Below are 21,891 nucleotides of genomic sequence, written 5' to 3'. Positions count from 1 at the left end.
CCTTTCAGTGCTGACTCAGGAAGGCGTCGAAGACGGCAACGGTCCCGAGCGGGTTCTCGATCTGGGGGCCGTGGTAGCTCTCGGCGATCACCTCGTACGACGCACCGAGACGCGAGGCCATGTCCGCCTGCCACGGGATCGGCCAGGCGCCGTCCCAGACGCCGTGCGCGACGAGCAGCGGCAGCCTGGTTGCGCGGAGTTCCTCGGTGGTGTCAGCGCGGTCCTCGAGGATCGCTGCGCCACCGAGCACGCTGAGCACGCTCGTGTGGTCGAAGCGCTCGCGGACCATCCGGGCGTCGTCGGGGAGCTCGGCGTCGGGGCGGCCGGCCCAGAGCGGGTTCTGCGCGTCGAACAACGCACGGTTGGAGCACGTGTCGGCGACGATCGTCTTCTCCGCGGCCTTGCGGTACGACCAGCCGTGCGGGCCGGAGCAGAACATCGTCACGTCGCGGAACGACGTCGGCGAGGCGATCGCCGCGGCACGGACGATCACACCGCCGAGCGAGTGGCCGATGAGGTGGACCGGAGCGCCGTCGTCGAGCAGTTCGGCGACGCGGACGACGTCGGCGGCCTCCTGCTCGAGCGTGTACGCCGTGCGGTCGTCGGGCGAGACCGAGTCGGCCTGTCCACGGCGGCTGATCGCCACCGCCGACCACCCGGCGTCGCGGAGGAGCGGCAGGAACGTGCGCCAGTCCTCCTTCGAGCCGGTGTACCCGGGGACGATGAGCACGACACCCTTCGACACTCCGGACGGCACGATCCGGTACGCGGTGAGCCGTCCGACGGGCAGGTCGATCCCGACGACGTCCACACCGTCCGGCGTCGGCAGATGGCCGAACGCCGGCACCGCCGGGAAGTCGTGCAGCGTGGTCACAGCCGCCCCTCCGCCAGCGTGCGACGCGGGTTCGGCACGGCGTCGAGCAGGGCGATCGTGTACGGGTCCTGCGGGTTCTGCAGCACCTCGGCGGTGCGACCCCGCTCGACCACGGCACCCTCGTGGAGCACCATGATGTCGTCGGTGATGAGGCGCGCGCTGAGCAGGTCGTGCGTGATGTAGAGGAGCGAGACGCCCCACTGCTCGCGCAGGTCCTCGAGCAGGGCGAGCACGCCGGCGCGCAAGGTCACGTCGAGCATCGAGACCGGCTCGTCGGCGATGATCACCTGCGGGTCGGACGCGAGTGCACGGGCGATGACGACGCGCTGCCGCTGCCCACCGGAGAGCTGGTGCGGGAGCTTCTGCGCGAACTGCTCCACCGGGGTCAGGCCCACGGTCTCGAGGAGCTCGAGCACGCGGCGCCGCGCGTCCTGCCCCTTCAGGTCCGTGTAGTTCGCGATCGGGCGGGACAGCGTGTACTCCACGGTGTGCAGCGGGTTGAGCGCCGCGTACGGGTCCTGGAACACCATCTGCACCTCGGACCGGAGGTCCCGCAGGCCGCGCTTGCCCAGGCGTGCGACGTCGAGGTCGCCGAACCGGACAGTGCCGGTCGTCGGCTTCTCGACCCCGGTCAGGAGCTTCGCGATGGTCGACTTGCCCGAACCGGACTGGCCGACCAGGGCGAGCGACTGCCCCGGCTCGAGGGTGAACGACACGTCGCGCACCGCCTGCACGGGCTGCTCGCCGCGACGCGGCGCCGGGTAGGTCTTCACGATGTTCGACACGACGATCGGGTTCTTCGCCGCCGAGCGCTCACGCGACCCGACGGTGCTGAACGACGACGTCGCTTCCTGCCGCTTCTCGCCGGACGTCGCACGCTGCGACCGGTCCGGGAAGCCGGGCAGGGACACGACCTCGGCCCGCGGGTCGGCGTAGTGCGACAGCAGCATCTGCGTGTACTCGTCCTGCGGGTTGCGCAGGAGCTCCTTCGAGCCGCCGTCCTCGACGATGCGGCCCTCGTGCATGACGAGCACTCGCTCGGTGGCCTCGAGCACGATGCCGAGGTCGTGGCTGATCAGGATCGCCGTGAAGCCCTCGGACTGCTGCAGCTCGATGATCGTGTCCATGACGGCGTGCTGGACGAGTACGTCGAGCGCCGTGGTCGGTTCGTCGAACACCATGAGCTGCGGTTCGAGCGACAGGGCCAGGGCGATCGAGACACGCTGCCGCATGCCGCCGGAGAGCTCCCCCGGGAAGCGGGCGAGCATCGACGTCGGCAACTTCACCTTCTCGATGAGCTCCTTCATCCGGGCGTCCCAACGGTCGCGCGACACGTGGCCGTGCGCCTTGAAGATGTCGATGAAGTGGTTCCGGACGGTGCGCACCGGGTTGAGCGCGTTCATGCCGGACTGCAGCACCATCGCGAAGCCGCCCTGGCGCTGCTGCCGGAGCGCTTCCTCGTCGAGGTCACGGATGTCGTGGCCGTTGAAGACGATGCTGCCGCCGTTCGTCCGCGCCGGCGGCTTCTGCAGACGCGTCAGCGCGTAGCCGAGCGTCGACTTGCCGGAACCGGACTCGCCCACCAGGCCGACGAACTCGCCCTTCCGCAAGCTGAACGACACGTGGTCGACCGCCTGGACGGCCGTCTGGCCGGCCGATTCGTACACGACCGACAGGTCGCGGACGTCCAGCAGGACGCCCTGGGCGTCACCACCGTCGGACGGGAGGCCCGTGGCGGCGCCGTCCCGCGCCTCCAGGCCGTCATCTGCGTACGTTCGCGAGCCGCTCATGCGGTCGCCTCCTTGCGCTTCGGGCGCGCGCCTTCGCGCAGCCGCGGGTTGGACACGGCGTCGACGCCGAAGTTGATCAGAGTGAGGCTCATCGCGAGCAGCGCGATGCAGAGGCCGGGCGCGAAGAGCAGGATCCACTGGCCGGTGAGCAGCGCGTTGGAGTTCTGCGCCCAGTAGAGGATCGTGCCCCAGCTGACGATCGACGAGTCGCCGAGCCCGAGGAACTCGAGGCCCGCCTCGGCCAGGATCGCGCTCGTGGCCGCCCCGAAGAACGAGCCGACGATGAGCGAGGTCATGTTCGGCAGGATCTCGCGGAACACGATGCGGGTCGCACCGTCACCGGAGAACTGCGCGGCGGTCACGAAGTCACGGCCACGCAGGGACTGCGTCTGGCTGCGCAGGACGCGCGCGCCCCAGGCCCAGCCGGTGACGACGATGACCGCGATGATGACCGCGATGCCGCCGTTCTGCAGGTACGCCGCGATGACGATCATCAGCGGCAGGCCCGGGATGACCAGGAACAGGTTCACGATGAAGCCGATGACCTCGCCGATCCACCCGCGGACGTAGCCCCAGCTGAGGCCGATCGCGACGGCGACGAGCGTCGACAGGATGCCGGCGACGGCGCCCACCATCACGGAGATCCGAGCACCGTAGATGATCTGGGACAGGACGTCCTCGCCGGCGGCGGTAGTGCCCATCCAGTGGTCGGCGGTCGCGTCGGCGGACCGGGCGAAGCCGTTCTGGCTGGCGCCGTACGGGGCCAGGAGCGGCGCGAAGATCGCGACCAGCACGAACACCGCGAGGATGATGATGCCGATCCGGGCCTTCGAGTTCGACCAGACGACGCCGAACTGGCGGGCGATGCTGCGCCAGCGGCTCGGAGCCGTCTGCTCGTCCTGGGTCCGAACGGCGACGGTTGCGTTGGGGGTGCTCGTGTTGGTCATCGACGCGTCCTCGGGTCCAGGACGCCGTACATGACGTCCACGATGAAGTTGGCGATGAGCACCGACACGGTGATCATCAGGAAGAGGGCCTGCATCAGCGGGTAGTCCTGCCCGATGACGGCGTTGAACAGCAGGTAGCCGATGCCGGGGTAGCCGAAGACCTGCTCGACCAGCACCGAACCGCCGACCACGCCACCGAGTGCCAGGCCGAAGCCGGTCAGGTTCGGCAGGATCGCGTTCCGCGCCGCGTACCGGACGGCCACGGTGCGGCCGCGCAGACCGTTCGCCTCGGCGAAGGTCACGTAGTCGTCACCGAGCGTGTTGATCATCGCGTTGCGCATGCCGATGATCCAGCCACCGAGGCTCGTCACCAGGATCGTGACCGCCGGCAGCACCGCGTGCTGCAGGGCATCGGCTGCGAACGCTCCGTTGAGCCCCGGGGTGGTGGTCGCCGAGTAGGCACCCGTGGTCGGGAACCAGTGCAGCACGTATCCGAGGAAGAACAGCAGGAGCAGGGCGGTCCAGAAGTACGGGAACGTCGACATGAACGACCCCGACAGCGTCGGGAGCGAGTCCAGCCAGGTGCCGCGCTTCCACGCCGCCGCGACGCCGATCAGGGTGCCGAGGACGAACGCGAGGATCGTGACGACGCCGACCAGGATGAGCGTGTACGGCAGGGCCTTCGACACGAGGTCGCCGACGGGCTGCGGGTAGAACGTGTAGCTCACCCCGAAGTCGAGCGTGACGACCTGGTGCAGGTAGTTGACGTACTGGTCCCACAGGTTGCCCGTGGGGACGCCGAGCTGGGCCTCGATGGCCTTCTTGGTGGCTTCGGTGACGGGGCCGTTCTGGCTGAGCTTCGCCAGCGCGGCGTCCGACGGGCTGCCCGGCATCAGGCGTGGGAGCACGAAGTTCAGCGTGACCGCGGCCCAGAGGGTCAGGACGAAGAGGACGAGTTTCTGGAGGATGTACTTCACTTCTGGTCCTCTTGCTGCTTCAGGATCTCCTGGCCGGCTGCGCTGTCCCGGAGCCGGAGCTTCGAGAAGATGAGCAGCGGTGCGGAGTCGTAGTTCTGCGGGGCCATGTACGGGTCCTCGGCGCTGGGCCAACCGACGAACTTGCCGGTGTTGAACAGCCCCCAGAGCCCGCCGTAGTACATGCCGATCACGGGCAGCTCGTCGTACACGATCTCCTGCAGCTGATTGAGGATCTCCTGCTGCTTCGCCGTGTCCGTCGTCGCCTTGTACTCGTCGAGGAGCTTCTGGGTGTCGGCGTTCTTGTAGCGCTCGTAGTTGTTCACCGTCGACTTGCCGACCGGCTGGTAGAAGTCGCTGCTGAGCAGGGAGTTGAACGCCTGGTAGACGTCACCGTTGCCCATGCCGCCCATCGCCATGTCGAAGGTGCCGTTGTTGATGTTCTGCTGGTACCCGGCGGGCTGTGGTGCCTGGATCGTCACCTTCACGCCGATGGCCGTCAGGTCACGACGGACCTCCTGCGCGGCGCGGAGCCAGTCCGAGTAGCCGTTCGCGGTCATGATGGTGATGGACAGCTGCTTGCCGTCCTTCACGATCTTCCCGCCCTGCTCGGTCCAGCCGGACTTCGCGAACGCGGCCTTCGCAGCGTCGACGTCCTGCGTGATCATGCCCTTGTCCGGGATGTCCGGGTTGAGGTACTGCTCCTGGTTCGGCAGGATCAGGCCGGTCTGGCCCGCTGCTGCCAGGTTGCCCTCGGACGCGGTCTCGGCGATGTCGTCACGGTTCAGCGCGAGCGAGATGCCCTTGCGGACGTTGACGTCGTTGTACGGCGCCTTCGTCAGGTTCGGGATGAGGCCGATCACACCACCGGCCGGGAACCACCACTGGTTCGTCTTCGACGCGGCGCCCCAGGTGCCCTTGACGTCCGAGATGAACGAGTACGCCCAGTCGTAGCCGCGGGTGACGGTGTCGAGCTGCGTGTTCGTCGCCGGCAGGATGAGGTGCTTGATGGCGATCTTGTCGGCCTGCCAGTACGTCGGGTTCTTGTCCATCGAGTACTGCTGGTCGGTGTAGTTGCCGAGCACGAACGGACCGGTGCCGACCGGGTTCGGGTCCCGCCAGGTGGTGGGGTCCTTCACACCGCCCCAGTGCTGCTCGCCGAGGATGTACGTCGCGCCGATGATGTTCAGACTCGGCACGTCGTCGCTCTTGAGGTGGAAGACGACGTGGTCGCCGTCCACCTCGATGCTCTTGATGTGCTGCCAGGCGCCCTTGACGTCCATCGCCGGGAACTTCTTGAGCAGGTCGAACGTGAAGACGACGTCCTTCGCGGAGAACGGCGAGCCGTCCGACCACTCGACGCCCTGGCGGATCGTCATGTCGATCGTGCTGGCGTCCGGCTGGCTCCACTTGCTGGCCAGCCACGGGGTGCCCTTGCCGTCGAGGGGGTTGATCTCGATGAGCGGCTCGTACATCCACTTGGAGGCCGTGCGGGCGTTCGCGATGTACGGGTTGAAGTTGCGGTCGAACAGCGGGTTGCCGTGGTCCGCGTTGATGAGCATCGTGTCCTTGCCGATCGTGGGATCGGGTTCGGACCGGACCTGGATGCTGCAGCCCGTGGCCATGAGGGCCACGGCTGCGAGCCCGGCGATCGCCGCGACGAGGCGTCCGCGTCGTCGGGTGCTGCCGGGGCGCGTTCCGGGAGCGCGGGTCCCGGGGTCGCGCTTGCCGCGCGTGCGCTGTGGGGGAAGCGTCATTGCTCGGTCGACCTCCGTGTCGAATCGGTACTGCGCCAATGTATGCGCTTACATCGCGTCGCGCAACACCGGGGTTCCGTGCCGGGGCGGTACGCAGCTGCGGGCGGCAGCAGCGAGGGTCGGAGCGAGGGTCGCTGCGCACGGTGCGCGTTCCGTCGCCGGGCGCGAGGCTGCCCGCTCCGTGCGCGGTTACAGGCCCGCACCGGGCGGTCAACGTCGCACGGGATGAGCAAAGCCGCACGGTGCGGACGCACCGCCGCACCGCTCGCCGCGCCGCTCGTCACAGCGCCGGCGGGCAGCTCTCGCGCAGCAGCACCTCGACCGGCAGCCGGACGGCGCGCGGCGGCCCCTCGCGACGGTCCAGCCGATCGACGATCGCCCGCACCGCCGCACGTCCGAGCTCCCCCATCGGCTGGTGCACCGTGGTGAGCCGCGGCGACGAGAAGCGCCCGGCGTCGATGCCGTCGAACCCGGTGACGACGACGTCCTCGGGCACGCGCAGGCCCCGGGCAGTGGCGGCGTCGAGCACTCCGAGCGCCGACTGGTCGTTCGAGCACACGATGGCCCGGGGCACGTCGTCCGCCAGCAGCGTCGCCGCCAGCTCGCGCGCCCGCGCCCGACCGAAGTCACCGTGCACGACCCGGACCGACGACGCCGGCACCCCGTGGTCCGCCAACGCCGACCGGAAGCCCGTCGAGCGCTCCATGTCGTCCGGCGAGTCGATCGGCCCAGCGACGTACGCGAGCGACCGGATGCCGAGCCGCCCGATCACGTGCGATGCGAGCGTCCGCATGCCGGCGCTGTTGTCCACGCTCACGGAGTCGAACCCGTGCGACCGCCGATCGTCGGCGAGCACCACGACCGGGATCCGACGGGCGACGTGCTCGAGCAGGTCGTCCGGCACGGTCTGCGCGAGCACGGCGAGGCCGTCCACCCGGCCGGCGACGTCGTTGACGATGACGTCGCGCGAGGACCCACGACCGGCGGCCACCATGAGCGCGAGTCCGCGCTGCCAGGCCTCGGTCTCGGCGCCCCGCAGGACCTCGTCGAAGTACAGGTTCGAGGAGAACGGCTGCGTCACGTGTCGGCGGTCGTCGACCACGCGGACGCCCCCGTCGGTGACCAGGTCCGGCCGTTCGTCGGGCACCACGTCGAACCCGGGCAGCAGCAGACCGACGACGCCGGTGCGCTTGCCGGCGAGGGCTCGGGCGTTGCCGGAGGGGACGTAGCCGAGGCTGCGGATCGCCGCCTGGACGCGGTCCCGGGTGCCCTCGCGGACGGCGTCCGGCGTGCGGAGCACGCGCGAGACGGTCGCGATCGAGACGTTCGCGGCACTGGCCACGTCGTAGACCGTGGGAGGTGCGGTACGTGGTGCAGCCAAGCCGTGCCTCCCGTCCGACGTCCGCTGGTGCGCACCGGGGCGGCGCGGCCGCACCATCCTAGGCACGCTCCGTCACGGCACTTCTCCACATGTGACGAAAGCCCTTGCGGCGGCCGGAGCGACCGCGCGACACTGTCACGACCTCAGTACGTCCCGTGAGGAAGCGCACCGGCGGGCAGGATGCCCGCGCACACCACGATGCCCACACGCAGGGGAAGGACACCGACATGTCACAGGCGACACGATCCGGAAGCAAGCTGGCGAACCGCGCGAGCCACGACGAGGCCGAGGTGCGCGACGCGCTCCTCGAGCGAACCGCCGGCGACGGTTCGACGTTCGACCAGCTCGACGCGACGGAGGAGCGCGCGGACCGCCCGTAGCGGGTCACGTCCGACGTCGACCGGGCGACGGCCAGGAGGCGCGGACCGGCACGTGTTGTCGGGTCGCGTCTCAAGCAGGGTCGCGTCCAGGGCCCGGCTCGCGCCACGGCGGACCGGTCTTGCGCCGCGCGCCCCGTCAGGTCACGCGGTTCGCGTCAGCGTTCGGTCGCCCCGACGATCGTCATGCCCGCGCCGCGCAACCGACGGCGTTCCTGGGCGATCCAACCGAGCAACCGGTCGTTCGTCCCGGCGACGTGCGCTGCGACGAGCTCGGCCGCACGGTCGGCGTCGCCGTCGCGCACGGCGTCGATGATGGCGCTGTGCTCGTCCCATGCGGCGTCGCGGGCCTCGGGCGTGCGCACCTCGATCCACCGGGTGCGCTCGAGACGGGTCAGGGCATCGGCGATCGCGTCGGTGACGAACCGGTTGCCGCCGAGCGCCGCCAGGTCGAGGTGGAACGTCGAGCCCATCCGGATGCCGGCCTGCTGGTCGGGCGTCGGGCGCAGGGCGTCGAGGTGCCCGCGGACCTCTGCGAGCTGTTCGGCGCTCGCCCGCTCGACCGCGAGTCGGGCAGCGGCGGGTTCGAGCACGCCCCGGAGTTCGGCGAGCGAGGCGATCTCGTCGAGGTCGATCGGAGTGACCGTCCACGAGCGACCCTCGTGCAGGATGAGGCCCTCGCGCTCGAGTCGCGACAGTGCGGCACGGACGGGGGTCCGCGAGGCGTGGAACCGCGCTTCGAGACCGCGCTCCGAGATACGCTCGCCCGGCGCGATGTCGAGCGTCAGGATCGCGGCACGCAGGTTGTCGTAGAGCTGGGCCGTCTGCGACACCGGGGTTGCATCGGTCGTGTCGGTCACGGCCAACAACTCTAGCGGGGACACCGTCGGAATGGTATACCGTTGTGGTATACCAATTGCTTCCGAGATGAAACGATGCGAGCCACCACGATGACCGCGACCGCCGCACCACCGACGCCCACCACGATCGGCCGCAGAGCGTGGGCGATGCTCGCGCTCGGGGTCGCCGCGCAGGCCGCCGGGACCCTCGTGGTGACGGCTCCCGCGCTGCTCATCCCGTACCTGCACGCGAACGGCACGTCCCTGACCGTCGCAGGCGTGCTCGCCGCAGCACCGACGTTCGGCATGGTCCTGACGCTCATCGCCTGGGGCGCGATCACCGACCGGATCGGTGAACGGATCGTGATCGCCGGCGGACTCGTGCTGACGACCCTCGCGGTGGTCGGGGCCTGGCTCGCCGCGGGTGACCCGGTCCTGCTCGGGCTGGCGTTCCTGCTGGGCGGCATGACGAGCGCGTCGACGAACGCCGCGAGCGGCCGGGTCGTCGTCGGGTGGTTCCCGAAGGAGCGGCGCGGGCTCGCGATGGGCATCCGGCAGATGTCGCAGCCGCTCGGGGTCACGCTCGCGGCGGTCACGGTGCCACAGCTCGCCGAGGGATCCGGGATCCGCGCGGCCCTCGTCCTGCCGATCGTCCTCTGCGCCGTGCTCGCGGTGCTCTGCGCCGTCGGCATCCAGAACCCGCCCCGACCGGCCCGGCACACGGCGCCGGCCGATGCGACGGCGAACCCGTACCGGGCGAGCGGGTTCCTCTGGCGGATCCACGCGGTGTCGATCCTGCTCGTGGTGCCGCAGTTCACGCTGTCGACCTACGGGCTGGTGTGGCTCGTCGGACTGGGCTGGTCGACGGCCGGGGCGGGGCTGCTCGTCGGGGCGTCGCAGTTCGTCGGGGCGATCGGGCGGATCCTGGTCGGGGTGTGGAGCGACTGCGCGGGCTCACGCGTCGGCCCGCTGCGGATCGTCGTCGTGAGCGCCGCCGTCGTGATGGGGCTGCTCGCGCTCGTCGACGTCACGCACCTGGCCGTCGGAGCCGTGTTCCTGGTCATCGCGACGAGCGTCACCGTGGCGGACAACGGCCTGGCCTACACGTCGGTCGCCGAGGCGGCCGGGCCGTTCTGGTCCGGTCGGGCCCTCGGCACGCAGAACACCGGGCAGTTCATCGCGGCGAGCGCCGTCGGTCCGGGCATCGGCGCCCTGGTGACGGCGCTCGGGTTCGCGGCGTCGTTCGGCATCGTGGCCGTGTTGCCACTGCTGGCACTCCCGCTGGTCCCGCGCGCGGACCGGTCGCACGACTGAGCGCCGGACCGGTTCGTTCCTTCCCAGGACGCGTGCGATGCACTGTAGGAACGGGCGTACCTGGTCGAAAGAACTGACCAGGTACGCCCGTTTCGACCAGGTACGCGCGCGCTCCGGCTCAGGCGGGGACCACCGGGCCGACGGGCCAGCGGAGCAGTGCGGCGGCGGGAGCGCCACCGGGCAGCGACGCGGCGTTGACGAGCACGAGCTCGGCGTCGGTCAGCACCGCGGCCCGCACCAGCGTGCACACCGCCGGCACCGCGCCGATGACCGGCGTCCCTGCGGCCTGCTCCGGTGCGGTGGCGACCCACGGCGCCCCGGCGAGCGCGAGCAGCGTCCGGTCGCCGATGGCCACGGCGTCGAGCGCGACGGTCGCGCCCTGGGCCTGCTGCAGTGCTTCGACGACGGGTCCGAGGCCGGTGACGACCTGGTTGTCGCCACGGCCGACGTGCGTGCGGAGGGAGTCCTCGAGGTCGTGACGGCGGGTGGCGACGACGCGGGCCAGCGCGGTCTCGACGTGCTCGACGAACGCCTGCTTCGAGCCGGCGTCGGCACGGGGGTCACCCGGGAACACCGACACGAGTGCACGGGTCTCCGACGAGAGCGCCTTCACCAGCAGCTCGCGCGCGGTGACGTCACCGGCCACGACGACGAGTCCGGGGCGGATCGTCCGCACGGCCTCGTCGACGGCGGCGGCGGTCTCCGACGAGTTCTGCTTCCAGATCTCCTCGGTGTGCTGCTGCCAGTGCGGCTGCTTCCACCCGGTGCCGGCCTTGGCGTAGTGCAGGGTGTCGTTCCGGCCCGCCACCTGCTGCTCGGACGCGTCGGCCGCGACCGGGGCGTGGCCGAGGCGGTAGGCACGGAAGGCCCCGCCCTCCTTGCCGGCGTGGACCACCAGGAACGGCAGGTCGACGGGACGGTGGGCGACGAGCGGAACCAGGTCCGGCACGGCGCCGACGCCGACCGACTCCGATCCGTGCAGCGGCCCGGGCAGGACCTCGCTCAGCACGACCTCGCCGTCGTGCACGAGCACGAACCGGGTGACGGGCGAGGGGACGCCGGGCTCCTGCTCGAACTCGCCGGCGACGGCGTCGACGACCTCGTCGGACGCACCCTGTGCCCGGAGCCCCTCCTCGACACCGCGGAGCTTGAGCGCCGCCTGCCGTCGGGGATCCTCGACGTTGCCGGAGACGTCGGCGTAGGCCCAGGCCCAGCTGCCGCCGCCCTCCAGTCGCTCTCCCAGGATCCGGTGCAGTTCGCTCGTCGCGTTGGTCGACGTCATGGCAGCTCCTCTCGGACGGTTGCCGGAGCCGATGAGCCCCGGCGCTCTCACGTGCGACCACACTCCACCTCGCCACCACCGGGCGTCCACAGTCGGGAGCGAACACCCAGGCGCGGGTCGGGAGGGAACACCCAGGCGCGAAACTGCAACGACGCTCGGTTTTGTGGTTGGCTGAGACGGACCCCGAATCGACGACGAACCGGAGTGCGGCAATGACGCCACGACCACGACCCATCTCCAGACGACAACTCCTGGGCTTCGGCATCGGCACGGCGGCGGCAGGGCTGCTCGCCGGCTGCGCGGTCCCCGGTTCCACCAACGTGAACAAGGCCGCCCTCGTGCCGGCCGCCGCGTCGGGCGAGACCGTCCAGCTCACCTACTGGGCCTGGTTGAAGGACCTGCAGAAGGTCTGCGACGTCTGGAACAAGACGCACCCGGACATCCAGGTGTCGGCGAACTGGATCCCCGGCGGCAACAGCGGCGGGTACCAGAAGATGTACTCCGCGCTGGCGGCCGGCGGCGGTCCGGACATCGGTCAGGTCGAGCTCCGGCAGATCCCCGAGTTCATGCTCGCAAACGGTCTGGTCGACCTCGCCCGCTACGGCGCGAAGGACTTCGAGTCGAAGTACGACGAAGCCGCGTGGGCGCAGGTGTCGTTCGTGGACGGCGTCTACGGCATCCCGCAGGACACCGGCCCCATGGGGTTCTACTACCAGACCGCCCTGCTCGAGCAGGCCGGCGGCGAACCCCCGACGACGTGGGACGAGTGGCGGGACCTGGCCGAGAAGGTCCGGAAGACGGGCAAGCAGAACTACCTCGAGGTGTTCCCGGTCTCGGACGCGTCGCCGTTCGCCGCGTACGCGCAGCAGGCCGGCGCCCGTTGGTTCAAGGTCGACGGTGACGAGTGGGTCGTCGACATGACCGACGACAAGACCCTGATGGTCGCGGACTTCTTCGACGGGGTCATCGACGACGAGCTCGTCGACACCAGCGCCGGTGCGTACTCCCCCGGCTGGTACGCCTCGGCCGCGAGCGGCAAGATCGCCGCGGTCACGAGCGCGAGCTGGGGCGACGCCCTGATCGAGTCGGTGCAGGGTGGCGAGGGCAAGTGGAAGGTCGCCCCCATGCAGAAGTGGGGCGCCGACGGCTTCGGCTCGAGCGCCATCGGCGGTTCGACCGCGGCGGTCCTGGCGAACGCGAAGCACCCGAAGGAGGCGCTCGAGTTCATCACGTGGATGACCACCTCGAAGGAGGGCATCGACGCGATGATCAAGTACTGCGGCATCGGCTGGTCGCCCGCGGTCGACTACATCGGCAAGCAGCGTGAGCAGCCGTCGAAGTGGTTCTCCGGCCAGAACTACAACGAGGACGTCTTCGTGCCGGCCTCGAAGGAGCAGAACATCGACTGGTCGTGGTCCCCCGTGACCCAGTCGGCGTTCACGAGCCTGCAGAACCAGTTCCGCCGGAAGCTCACCTCCGGCCTCAAGCTCTCCGACGCGGTGGAACTCGCCCAGCGGGAGATCGTCCAGTCCTTCAAGGACAAGGGCCTCAGCGTCAGGACGGCACGATGAGCCAGCAGACCAGCACGCGACCCGCCTTCCGCACGAGCACGAAGGCCACGAGTGCGCAGAAGCGCGCCCCGTGGATCCTGCTCGCGCCGTTCCTGGCCCTGTTCCTGCTGACGTTCATCATCCCGATCATCAGCGCACTGTTCCAGTCGTTCACGACCGTCGACCGCGAGGGCCTGTTCGGCGAGGACGGCGTCGTCGGCAAGTTCGCCGGCTTCGACAACTACGCGATCGCCCTGCAGGACTCCGGCTTCGTCGCCTCGATCGGCCGCATGCTGCTCTTCGGCATCGTGCAGGTCCCGGTGATGATCATCGCCTGCACGATCCTGGCGCTGCTGCTCGAGTCGGCGAGCGCCCGTTGGCCGGGCTTCTTCCGCGCGATCTACTTCATGCCGTACGGCGTCCCCGGCGTCATCGCGACGATCCTGTGGTCGTTCCTGTACGTGCCCGGCCTGTCGCCGATCGTGTCCCTGCTGCAGTCGATGGGGCTGCAGCCGGACTTCCTCGGCGCCAACAGCGTGCTCTGGTCGATCGCGAACATCGTCACGTGGACCTACACCGGCTACAACATGCTCATCATCGTGGCGCAGCTGAAGTCCATCCCCGGCGAGGTCTACGAGGCCGCCAAGATGGACGGCGCCGGCCCGTTCCAGGTCGCGTGGCGGATCCAGATCCCGCTCGTCGCGCCGGCCCTGGTGCTCACCACGGTCTTCTCGATCATCGGCACGCTGCAGCTCTTCGCGGAGCCGCAGATCCTGTCGACGGTCGCACCGGCGATCGACACCGAGTACACGCCGAACTACGCCGCGTACACGAACGCGTTCGCGTTCAACGAGTACGGCGTCGCGAGTGCGCAGGCGGTCATCATCGCGCTGGCCGCGTTCATCCTGTCGTTCGCGTTCCTCGCGTTGACGAACCGCGCGCCGAAGGACGAACGCGACCGGCGCAAGCGCGCCAAGCGTGACGGCCTGGAGGCCCGCACCGCGCTCCAGACGCGCGCTGCGGCGGGGAGCACGGTCACCACCACAGCCGACCCGGGCCTCCAGTCCGGTCGCGTCGCGACCACCGAAGGGACTGACCGATGACCAGCGAAGCCATCGAAGCGCCGGCCACGGCGAAGACCGCCGTCCCCGTGGACACCACGTCGATCTCGGCGCACCAGCGCCGCAAGCTCGACCGGTCCCCGCGCTCGCAGATCGTCGTGACGGGCATCCTCGTCATCGTCGCGCTGTACTTCCTCGTCCCGCTGTACTGGGTCGTCATCGCCGCGACGAAGACCACCGGAGCGCTGTTCTCGACGAACGGGTTCTGGTTCGGCGGCGAGTTCGCACTGTGGAGCAACCTGCAGCAGGTGTTCACGTACGACGGCGGCATCTTCGTCCGGTGGATCGCGAACAGCATCCTGTACTCCGGCGTCGGCGCGGTCCTGGCGACCTACTTCGCCGCGGCCGGCGGGTACGCCCTGGCGAAGTACGACTTCAAGGGTCGGCAGTTCGTGTTCGGCACGATCCTCGGCGGCGTGCTCGTGCCGGGGACCGCGACGGCGCTGCCGCTGTTCCTGCTGTTCTCGACGCTCGGCCTGACCGACACCTACTGGAGCGTGCTCATCCCGAGCCTCGTCTCCCCGTTCGGCCTGTTCCTGTGCCGGGTGTACGCCGCGGCGTCGGTGGACACCACGCTGCTCGAACAGGCACGCATCGACGGTGCCGGCGAGCTCCGGATCTTCCACACCGTCGTGCTCCGCCAGATGACCCCGGCTCTGGTGACCGTGTTCCTGTTCCAGGTCGTCGGCATCTGGAACAACTTCTTCCTGCCGCTCATCATGCTGGCAGACCAGAAGCTGTACCCGATCACACTGGGGTTGAACAACTGGCGCTCGCAGGTCGACCGCCTGCCGGAGTTCTACCAGCTCACCACCGGCGGGGTGCTCGTCTCGGTCATCCCGCTCGTCATCGCCATCATCGTCCTGCAGCGCTTCTGGCGCGGGGGCCTCACGGAAGGATCGGTCAAGGGTTGACCAACTCCGCACTCGACGACCTCCACTCCACCTCGCCGGGTTCGGCATCACGGCTCCCTCCGCGGGCCGCGCTCCACACCGACGCACCGTCGCTCTCGCTGAACGGCGACTGGCGCTTCCGGTGGTCGCCGGTCGCATCGGTGTCCGACGCGTTCGCCACCGACGCCGCCGTGGAGGACGACCCCGCGTGGGGCGAGCTCCCGGTGCCGTCGCACTGGGTGCTGCACGGGCACGGGTCGCCGAGCTACACGAACCTGCAGTACCCGTTCCCGATCGACCCGCCGCACCCGCCGGACGAGAACCCCACCGGTGACCACCGGCGCACGTTCGAGCTGCCGGCGTCCTTCGCGGCGGCCGGTCGGGTGCTGCTGCGGTTCGACGGGGTCGAGTCGCACTTCCGGGTGTGGCTGAACGGCACGCTCGTGGGATGGTCGACCGGGTCCCGCCTGGTGACCGAGTTCGACGTGACCGAGATGCTCCGTCCGGGGTCGAACGACCTGGCCGTGCGGGTGCACCAGTGGTCGGCGGCCTCGTACCTCGAGGACCAGGACCAGTGGTGGCTGCCCGGGATCTTCCGCGACGTCACGCTGCTCGCCCGTCCCACGGCGCCGATCGACGACGTGTTCGTTCGGGCTTCGTGGGCTCCGACGCTCGGCACCGCTGCGACGGCCGGGACGGCGGCGGGCGGACGACCGGCGACCGGTAGCGGGACCATCACGTTCCCGACGCTGGACGCCGGCTTCCCGGTGCGGTTCGCGGTGCCCGACCTGGGCGTCGACGTGACCTGGGCGACGGCCGACGACGTCGCGCCGATCGAGGTCGAGGGCGTCGAGCCGTGGAGCGCGGAGCTGCCGAAGCTGTACGACGCCACGCTGTCGACCGGCTCTGCCGCGACCGGGACGGCGGCGGGCGGCGCCGACGGTGGCGAGACCGTCTCGCTCCGGCTCGGCTTCCGCACCGTGTCGATCGAGGGCGACCGGTTCCTGGTGAACGGCGAGCGCGTGGTGTTCCACGGCGTGAACCGCCACGAGACCCACCCCGTGCGCGGCCGCGTCTTCGACGAGGAGCACGCCCGCGCGGACATGGCGCTCATGAAGCGCAACAACGTCAACGCGATCCGCACCTCGCACTACCCGCCGCACCCCCGCGTGCTGGACCTCGCCGACGAGCTCGGCTTCTGGGTGATCCTGGAGACCGACCTCGAGACCCACGGGTTCATCTTCACCGGCTGGGTCGGCAACCCCTCCGACGACCCGGCCTGGGCGGACGCCTACCTCGACCGCGTCGCACGGACCGTCGAGCGGGACAAGAACCACCCGTCCATCGTGATGTGGTCGCTCGGCAACGAGTCCGGCACCGGCCGGAACCTGGCGGCGATGTCGCAGTGGGTGCACGACCGCGACGACGAGCGCCCCGTGCACTACGAGGGCGACTACACGGGCGAGTACACCGACGTGTACTCGCGGATGTACCCGTCACTGCAGGAGACCGAGTCCATCGGTGGCGGCACCCCGACGCCCCTGCTCGGCTGCGGCCCGGCCGAGGCGGCACGGCAGCGCTCGAAGCCGTTCATCCACTGCGAGTACGTGCACGCCATGGGCAACGGGCCCGGCCAGATCGCCGAGTACGAGGCGCTGGTCGACCGGTACCCGCGCCTGCACGGCGGGTTCGTGTGGGAGTGGCGCGACCACGGGCTCCTGGCGCAGACGGCGTCCGGACAGGACTACTACGCCTACGGCGGCGACTTCCACGAGGTCGTGCACGACAGCAACTTCGTGATGGACGGCCTGGTGCTGCCCGACGACTCCCCGACCCCGGGGCTCGCCGAGTTCGCGGCCGTCGTCGCCCCGATCCGCCTGGCGGTGTCGGACACCACGATCCTGGTCGAGAACCGGTACCACTCGGCCTCGACCGCCGGGCTGCGGTTCTGCTGGACCCTGTCGCGGAACGGCGTCGTCGAGGCCTCCGGCCGGTTCGCCGCCGGCGTGGTGGCAGCCCGCGAGTCGGCGACCGTCCCGGTGCCGTCCGAGGTACTCGACGCGGCCACCGCCGAACTCGCACCCGGCGACGAACTCTGGCTCGACCTGACCGCCGAGCTGGCGGGCCCGACCGCGTGGGCCGACACCGGCCACGTCGTCGCACGCACCCAGCGGCTCGTCGCGAGCCGTGTGGCGGACGCACCACGGGCCTCCCGGCAGGGGTGGGACGGCGACCGTCTCGGCGACGGGACGTTCTCGGACCGCGGCGACCTGGTGTCCTGGAAGGGACACGAGGTGGCAGGACCCCGCCTGGAACTCTGGCGCGCCCCGACCGACAACGACCGGTTGGCGTCGCAGGGCGGCTACGAGACGGCGGACCCGGTGCTGACGCACGGTGTCGGAGACCCGGACGCTCCCCCGTCGGCCTCGCGTTGGCGGGACCGTGGACTGGACCGGTTGACCCACCGCCTGGTGTCGGTGACACGGACCGACTCCGGGCTGGAACAGCGGGTGCGGGTGGCGGCGGCGAACAGCGGGTGGGGCCTCGAGGTCACGCACCGCTGGACCCTGACGACCGACGGGCTCGTGCTGCAGACCGACGCGGTGCCGTTCGGAGCGTGGGACGTCACCTGGCCGCGGATCGGGGTGCGGTTCGACCTGCCCGCCGGCTTGGCCGACGAGACGGCCACGTGGTTCGGCACCGGGCCGCTCGAGTCGTACGCCGACTCGTCGCACGCCGCCCGGGTCGGTCGGTTCACCGCTCCGGTGCGGTCGCTCGGGGTCGAGTACTCGCGGCCGCAGGAGACCGGGCACCGGCCGTTGTTGCGGGAGCTGTCGGTCGGGCCGTTCACGGTGTCGACCGTGGGGGCGCACCGTGCGGGCTTCACCCTGTCGCCGTGGACCGCGCAGCAGATCGACCGCGCCGAGCACCCGTACGAGCTGCCGACGTCGGACCACCTGTACCTGTACCTCGACGCGGCGCAGCACGGGCTCGGCAGCCGGGCGTGCGGCCTCGACGTGCTGCCGGAGCACCAGCTCTGGCCGCAGGCGTTCTCGTGGAGCGTGGTGCTGGCGTAGGGGTCGGGTGGGGTCCGGCCCGTCCGCGCCCCGCTGGCGTCGTCGCGCCCCGGCTCTTCGGGGCGCGACGACGGGGGCAGGGCGCAAATCGTCGGCCGCGCGCCGTGCCGCGCCGCGCCGCGACCGCGCTACGCGTCGGCGCTCAGGGCGCGCAGGGCCTCGGGGTCGCTCGCGGTGAGGAAGTCGGTCAGGCGCTCGGGCTCGCCGGGCTCGTCGATCGCCTCGGCCGCACGGCGCAGCGCGAACAGGGCACGGAGCACCCCGCGGTTCGGCTCGTGCGACCACGGCACCGGACCGGCACCGCGCCACCCGGCCTTGCGCAGGGCGTCGAGCCCGCGGTGGTACCCGACACGGGCGTAGGCGTAGGACTCGAGCGCCGCGCCGCGCTCCCAGGCCTCATCGGCGAGCAGGGCCCACGCCAGGCTCGACGACGGGTGCGACACCACCACGCTGGCGATCGGGGTGTCGGCGGCGAGCGCCGCGGTCACCTCGGGTTCGGCGGGCAGCAGGGTCTCGGGGTTCGTCGACGGGTTCGGCAACAGGTTCTCCGGCATGCCCCCAGCCTGTCATCCCTTGCGCGTCCCCGTGGCCGGGATTACCGTGGGAGGCACCTCGTCGTCATCACGAGGCCCCCGGGGCGGGAGACCGACCGGCGGCACGGATGGCGGACATGGGGGTCCCCGACGGAAGAAGACGGATTGCTGTCGATCACCGGTTCTGCTCAGCCCACGCGCTGACACCGTGATCGCGCGCCCCCGTCGGGCGCTCCACCGCTGAAGCGGTGGGTTCGGTGTCGTGCGCCCAGCATCGACACCGGGAGGCATCCCCATGCCCAGCAGTCCATCCGTCGTCCTGCGCGACGTCACCTTCGCCTGGCCCGACGGCACCGTCGCGCTCGACCACCTCACCGCCGCCTTCGGGCGCGGCCGGACCGGCCTGGTCGGGAGGAACGGGGCCGGCAAGTCCACGTTGGTCCGGCTCGCCACCGGCCGGCTCCACCCCACGTCGGGCACCATCTCGACGTCCGGCCCCGTCGACCACCTGCCGCAACGCCTGGCAACCGGGACCGACGACGCCGTCGCCGACCTGCTCGGCATCCGGTCGACGCTCACCGCGCTCCGGGCCGTGCTGTCCGGTGACGCGTCGCCCGAGCACTTCGAGGCGGTCGGCGACGACTGGGACCTCGAGGAGCGGGCCGCCGCGGCGATCGCGAGTGTCGGACTCGACGGCGCCGACCTGGAACGCCCGGTGTCGACGCTGTCCGGCGGGCAGTCCGTACTCGTCGCCGTCGCCGGGGTGCGGTTGCGCGGCCGGCCGATCGCGTTCCTCGACGAACCGACGAACAACCTCGACCGTCGGGCTCGCGGACTCCTGCTCGACCTGGTCGACGACTGGCGCGGCACCCTCGTGGTGGTCAGCCACGACCGGGAGCTCCTCGAGCACGTCGACGAGACGTGCGAGCTCCGCGCCGGTGCGATGACCGTGTTCGGCGGGACGTTCAGCGCGTTCGAGGAGCACCTGGCCGTGCAGCAAGCGGCCGTCGAACGCGAGGTCCGGGTCGCCGAACAGCGACACCGCACCGAGAAGCGGCAGCGCATCGAGGCCGAGACGAAGATCGCCCGGCGCGCCAAGGCCGGCGAGAAGGCGGGCCGCTCGATGCCGAAGATCCTGGCGAACGAGCAGCGGAAGAAGGCACAGGAGACCGCCGGTCGGCTGCGCGTCGGGTACGCGGACGACGAGGCCGCCGCACTCGCCACCAAGCGCGAGGCCGAACTCCGGCTGCGCGACGACGAGTCCATCCACGTGACCCTGCCCGACCCGGACGTGCCGGCGTCACGGCAGATCGCGACCGTCACGGTGCGCGGGCGGGACGTGATCGTGCAGGGGCCGGAGCGGATCGCGGTCACCGGGGACAACGGCGTCGGCAAGTCGACCCTGCTCGAACAGCTCGTCGGGGCGCCGGATGCCCGGGAGCACCCGCTGCCCGACACCGGTGCCGTCGCCCACGTCGAGCGGATCGCGTACCTGCCGCAGCGGAAGGACACCCTCGTCGACACCGCCACGGTGCTCGACAACGTGCGCCGGGACGCTCCGCACGTCCCCGTCGCCGAGGTCCGGAACCGCCTCGCGAAGTTCCTCGTGCGCGGCGATTCCGTCGACCGGCTCGCCGGGGCGCTGTCCGGCGGGGAGCGCTTCCGGGTGGCGTTGGCGAGCCTGGTGCTGGCCGACCCGCCGCCGCAGCTGCTGGTGCTCGACGAGCCGACGAACGACCTCGACCTGACGAGTGTCGACCAGCTCGTCGACGCGCTCAGGGCCTACCGCGGCGCGCTCGTCGTGGTCAGTCACGACGAGACGTTCCTCGACCGGCTCGAACTCGACGCGCGCATCGAGCTGCGGTGAGGAAGCGCCCCCAGCGCCGTCAGTACTGTCAGCGCCGTCGGGTCGGTCGGATCGCGAGCGACTCGACGGTGCCGCGCTCCGGCAGGTCGACGACCGTCCGGACCGCCGCGGCCACGTCCTCCGGCGCCAGGTAGTACGCGGTGTCGTAGTCCTCGCCGAGCTTCTCGGTCAGTGCCCGCTGCATGTCCGAGTCCGTCCGGCCCGGGTGCACGCTCGAGACCCGGACGCCGTTGACCCGTTCTTCTTCTCGCAGGGCATCGGCGAAGGCCCGCAGTGCGAACTTCGACGCCGCGTACACGCCACCGCCGGGGCCGGAGTGGAACCCCGACCCGCTGTTGATCGGCACGACGATGCCCCGTGCCGCCCGGAGCGCCGGGAGCGCCACCCGGGTGAGCTCGGTGACCGCGAACACGTTCGTGGCGAAGACCTGCTCCCACACGGCACGCGGGGTGTCGGCGATGGTCGTGCCCTGCTCGACGCCGGCGGAGTGCACGAGCACGTCGAGCCTGTTCGGCAGCGCCGGCAGGTCCCCCGCGCCGAGGTCGCCGACGAACGGCGCAGCACTCGGCAGCTCGGCGACGAGGGCGTGCACCGCGTCGGCGTTCCGTCCGCCGACGAACACGTGGTGGGTGCGCCCGAGGTCGGTCGCGATCGCGCGGCCGATGCCGCGGGTGGCACCGGTCACCAGGGCGACCGGACGGTTCTGGAGCTGTTCTGTCGTCACGTGGGCCAGCCTACGGAAGCCGGGCCGGGCCTCCCGTCCGGTTCCGGGATCTGTGGAGAACCGTCACTCCGACGGCTGCGGCGACCACCAGGACGGCCACCGCTGCGATGCCCCACGGCGAGCCCGCCAGCGCGGCGACGACCGCCCAGAACACCGCGAGCCCGACGGTCGCGTAGAGGAAGGCCCACGCGACGCACCCCGGCACCATCGCGATCGTGTACCGCCACCACGCCACGCGGGCGAGCCCCGCGGCCGCGTTCATCACCGTCTGCAGCCCGACCACCACGAAGCTCACCGTCACCACCGGCAGGCCCCAGCGTTCGAGGAGGGCGGAACCGCGGCGGATCGCAGGCGAGTGCAGCCAGCCGCCCCAGCGGGAGCGGGACGCACCCGTCACCGCGAGTCGCGCGACCCAGTACGTGGCCTGCGCGCGGCAGAACACGATCACGAAGAGCGCGAGGACGAGCCACCGAAACGGCAGTTCCTCGAGGAAGTCGGGCACGATCGCACCGTAGCGCGCCGAGCCCCACGGACGCCTGGAGTACGTCAGTATCTGGTACATGGAACGTCACTCAGCCTCCGCCGAGCGCA

At 70.8% G+C, this 21,891-nt stretch carries 18 protein-coding genes; 7 read left to right on the top strand and 11 right to left on the bottom strand.

The annotated features are described in order from the left end of the window. Positions 1-4: 4 nt before the first annotated feature. The 6 genes from OGL88_RS11840 to OGL88_RS11815 form a co-directional block, all read right to left on the bottom strand. A complete protein-coding gene (locus OGL88_RS11840) occupies positions 5-874 on the bottom strand; it encodes an alpha/beta fold hydrolase (RefSeq protein ID WP_263054983.1) in 870 nt (289 codons plus the stop codon). Then, a complete protein-coding gene (locus OGL88_RS11835) occupies positions 871-2,664 on the bottom strand; it encodes an ABC transporter ATP-binding protein (protein WP_263054982.1) in 1,794 nt (597 codons plus the stop codon). The genes OGL88_RS11840 and OGL88_RS11835 overlap by 4 nt, the downstream gene beginning before the upstream one ends. Beyond that, positions 2,661-3,611, bottom strand: a complete 951-nt coding sequence (locus OGL88_RS11830; RefSeq protein ID WP_263054981.1) for an ABC transporter permease — start codon at positions 3,609-3,611, stop codon at positions 2,661-2,663. The genes OGL88_RS11835 and OGL88_RS11830 overlap by 4 nt, the downstream gene beginning before the upstream one ends. Then, positions 3,608-4,588: an ABC transporter permease gene (locus OGL88_RS11825; protein ID WP_111085432.1), complete on the bottom strand. Its 981-nt coding sequence runs from the start codon at positions 4,586-4,588 to the stop codon at positions 3,608-3,610. The genes OGL88_RS11830 and OGL88_RS11825 overlap by 4 nt, the downstream gene beginning before the upstream one ends. Next, positions 4,585-6,342: an ABC transporter substrate-binding protein gene (locus OGL88_RS11820; RefSeq protein ID WP_263054980.1), complete on the bottom strand. Its 1,758-nt coding sequence runs from the start codon at positions 6,340-6,342 to the stop codon at positions 4,585-4,587. Before OGL88_RS11820 ends, OGL88_RS11825 begins: the two co-directional genes overlap by 4 nt. A gap of 280 nt (positions 6,343-6,622) precedes the next feature. After that, complete coding sequence (locus OGL88_RS11815; RefSeq protein WP_263091496.1) at positions 6,623-7,684, bottom strand: LacI family DNA-binding transcriptional regulator; 1,062 nt, start codon at positions 7,682-7,684, stop codon at positions 6,623-6,625. A gap of 266 nt (positions 7,685-7,950) precedes the next feature. Here OGL88_RS11815 and OGL88_RS11810 point away from each other — a divergent pair, with 266 nt between their 5' ends. Beyond that, positions 7,951-8,103, top strand: coding sequence for a hypothetical protein (locus tag OGL88_RS11810; protein ID WP_263054978.1), 153 nt, complete (start codon positions 7,951-7,953; stop codon positions 8,101-8,103). Positions 8,104-8,258: 155 nt separating this feature from the next. On the opposite strand, the gene OGL88_RS11805 is transcribed toward OGL88_RS11810, so the two are convergent. Beyond that, complete coding sequence (locus tag OGL88_RS11805) at positions 8,259-8,960, bottom strand: GntR family transcriptional regulator (protein WP_263054977.1); 702 nt, start codon at positions 8,958-8,960, stop codon at positions 8,259-8,261. A 75-nt stretch (positions 8,961-9,035) separates the two neighbouring features. Between OGL88_RS11805 and OGL88_RS11800 the strand changes: the two genes are divergently transcribed. After that, positions 9,036-10,253, top strand: a complete 1,218-nt coding sequence (locus tag OGL88_RS11800) for an MFS transporter (protein WP_263091495.1) — start codon at positions 9,036-9,038, stop codon at positions 10,251-10,253. Positions 10,254-10,371: 118 nt separating this feature from the next. Here the strand turns inward: OGL88_RS11800 and OGL88_RS11795 are convergent, their stop codons facing one another. Next, positions 10,372-11,535, bottom strand: coding sequence for a baeRF2 domain-containing protein (locus OGL88_RS11795; RefSeq protein WP_263054975.1), 1,164 nt, complete (start codon positions 11,533-11,535; stop codon positions 10,372-10,374). A gap of 212 nt (positions 11,536-11,747) precedes the next feature. Here OGL88_RS11795 and OGL88_RS11790 point away from each other — a divergent pair, with 212 nt between their 5' ends. From OGL88_RS11790 to OGL88_RS11775, 4 genes are read left to right on the top strand one after another with little or no spacing between them, the layout of a single operon-like run. Then, positions 11,748-13,106 carry an ABC transporter substrate-binding protein gene (locus tag OGL88_RS11790; RefSeq protein WP_263054974.1) on the top strand — a complete coding sequence of 453 codons (1,359 nt, stop codon included), beginning with the start codon at positions 11,748-11,750 and terminating at the stop codon, positions 13,104-13,106. Then, entirely contained in the window at positions 13,103-14,188 is a 1,086-nt protein-coding gene (locus OGL88_RS11785) for a carbohydrate ABC transporter permease (RefSeq protein ID WP_263054973.1), read from the top strand. The genes OGL88_RS11790 and OGL88_RS11785 overlap by 4 nt, the downstream gene beginning before the upstream one ends. Continuing rightward, entirely contained in the window at positions 14,185-15,120 is a 936-nt protein-coding gene (locus OGL88_RS11780; protein ID WP_240347563.1) for a carbohydrate ABC transporter permease, read from the top strand. Before OGL88_RS11785 ends, OGL88_RS11780 begins: the two co-directional genes overlap by 4 nt. Next, positions 15,117-18,176: a glycoside hydrolase family 2 TIM barrel-domain containing protein gene (locus tag OGL88_RS11775; RefSeq protein ID WP_263054972.1), complete on the top strand. Its 3,060-nt coding sequence runs from the start codon at positions 15,117-15,119 to the stop codon at positions 18,174-18,176. The genes OGL88_RS11780 and OGL88_RS11775 overlap by 4 nt, the downstream gene beginning before the upstream one ends. Before the next feature lie 128 nt (positions 18,177-18,304). Here OGL88_RS11775 and OGL88_RS11770 read toward each other — a convergent pair whose 3' ends face one another. Next, entirely contained in the window at positions 18,305-18,730 is a 426-nt protein-coding gene (locus tag OGL88_RS11770; protein ID WP_263054971.1) for a DUF3151 domain-containing protein, read from the bottom strand. Between the two features lie 274 nt (positions 18,731-19,004). On the opposite strand from OGL88_RS11770, the gene OGL88_RS11765 reads away from it, so the two are divergent. Beyond that, positions 19,005-20,576 (top strand): ABC-F family ATP-binding cassette domain-containing protein, encoded by a 1,572-nt coding sequence (locus OGL88_RS11765; RefSeq protein WP_263054970.1) that lies wholly within the window; start codon positions 19,005-19,007, stop codon positions 20,574-20,576. 28 nt (positions 20,577-20,604) lie between these two features. Here OGL88_RS11765 and OGL88_RS11760 read toward each other — a convergent pair whose 3' ends face one another. Both OGL88_RS11760 and OGL88_RS11755 read right to left on the bottom strand, forming a co-directional pair. Next, positions 20,605-21,300 (bottom strand): SDR family oxidoreductase, encoded by a 696-nt coding sequence (locus OGL88_RS11760; protein WP_263054969.1) that lies wholly within the window; start codon positions 21,298-21,300, stop codon positions 20,605-20,607. A 10-nt stretch (positions 21,301-21,310) separates the two neighbouring features. Beyond that, positions 21,311-21,802, bottom strand: coding sequence for a DedA family protein (locus OGL88_RS11755; RefSeq protein ID WP_263091494.1), 492 nt, complete (start codon positions 21,800-21,802; stop codon positions 21,311-21,313). Between the last annotated feature and the right edge of the window lie 89 nt (positions 21,803-21,891).

This window comes from Curtobacterium sp. RIT-PI-V (assembly GCF_025642935.1).
GTDB lineage: Bacteria > Actinomycetota > Actinomycetes > Actinomycetales > Microbacteriaceae > Curtobacterium.
Note: the sequence above shows the minus strand (reverse complement) of the source record. Positions and strands in the feature narration are given on the sequence as shown.

Bases quoted from the DNA above. Each gene is read 5' to 3' on its own strand.
- OGL88_RS11835 (WP_263054982.1), bottom strand. From the start codon at position 2,664: ATGAGCGGCTCGCGAACGTACGCAGATGACGGCCTGGAGGCGCGGGAC.
- OGL88_RS11830 (WP_263054981.1), bottom strand. From the start codon at position 3,611: ATGACCAACACGAGCACCCCCAACGCAACCGTCGCCGTTCGGACCCAG.
- OGL88_RS11820 (WP_263054980.1), bottom strand. From the start codon at position 6,342: ATGACGCTTCCCCCACAGCGCACGCGCGGCAAGCGCGACCCCGGGACC.
- OGL88_RS11810 (WP_263054978.1), top strand. From the start codon at position 7,951: ATGTCACAGGCGACACGATCCGGAAGCAAGCTGGCGAACCGCGCGAGC.
- OGL88_RS11800 (WP_263091495.1), top strand. From the start codon at position 9,036: ATGCGAGCCACCACGATGACCGCGACCGCCGCACCACCGACGCCCACC.
- OGL88_RS11795 (WP_263054975.1), bottom strand. From the start codon at position 11,535: ATGACGTCGACCAACGCGACGAGCGAACTGCACCGGATCCTGGGAGAG.
- OGL88_RS11790 (WP_263054974.1), top strand. From the start codon at position 11,748: ATGACGCCACGACCACGACCCATCTCCAGACGACAACTCCTGGGCTTC.
- OGL88_RS11785 (WP_263054973.1), top strand. From the start codon at position 13,103: ATGAGCCAGCAGACCAGCACGCGACCCGCCTTCCGCACGAGCACGAAG.
- OGL88_RS11780 (WP_240347563.1), top strand. From the start codon at position 14,185: ATGACCAGCGAAGCCATCGAAGCGCCGGCCACGGCGAAGACCGCCGTC.
- OGL88_RS11770 (WP_263054971.1), bottom strand. From the start codon at position 18,730: ATGCCGGAGAACCTGTTGCCGAACCCGTCGACGAACCCCGAGACCCTG.
- OGL88_RS11765 (WP_263054970.1), top strand. From the start codon at position 19,005: ATGCCCAGCAGTCCATCCGTCGTCCTGCGCGACGTCACCTTCGCCTGG.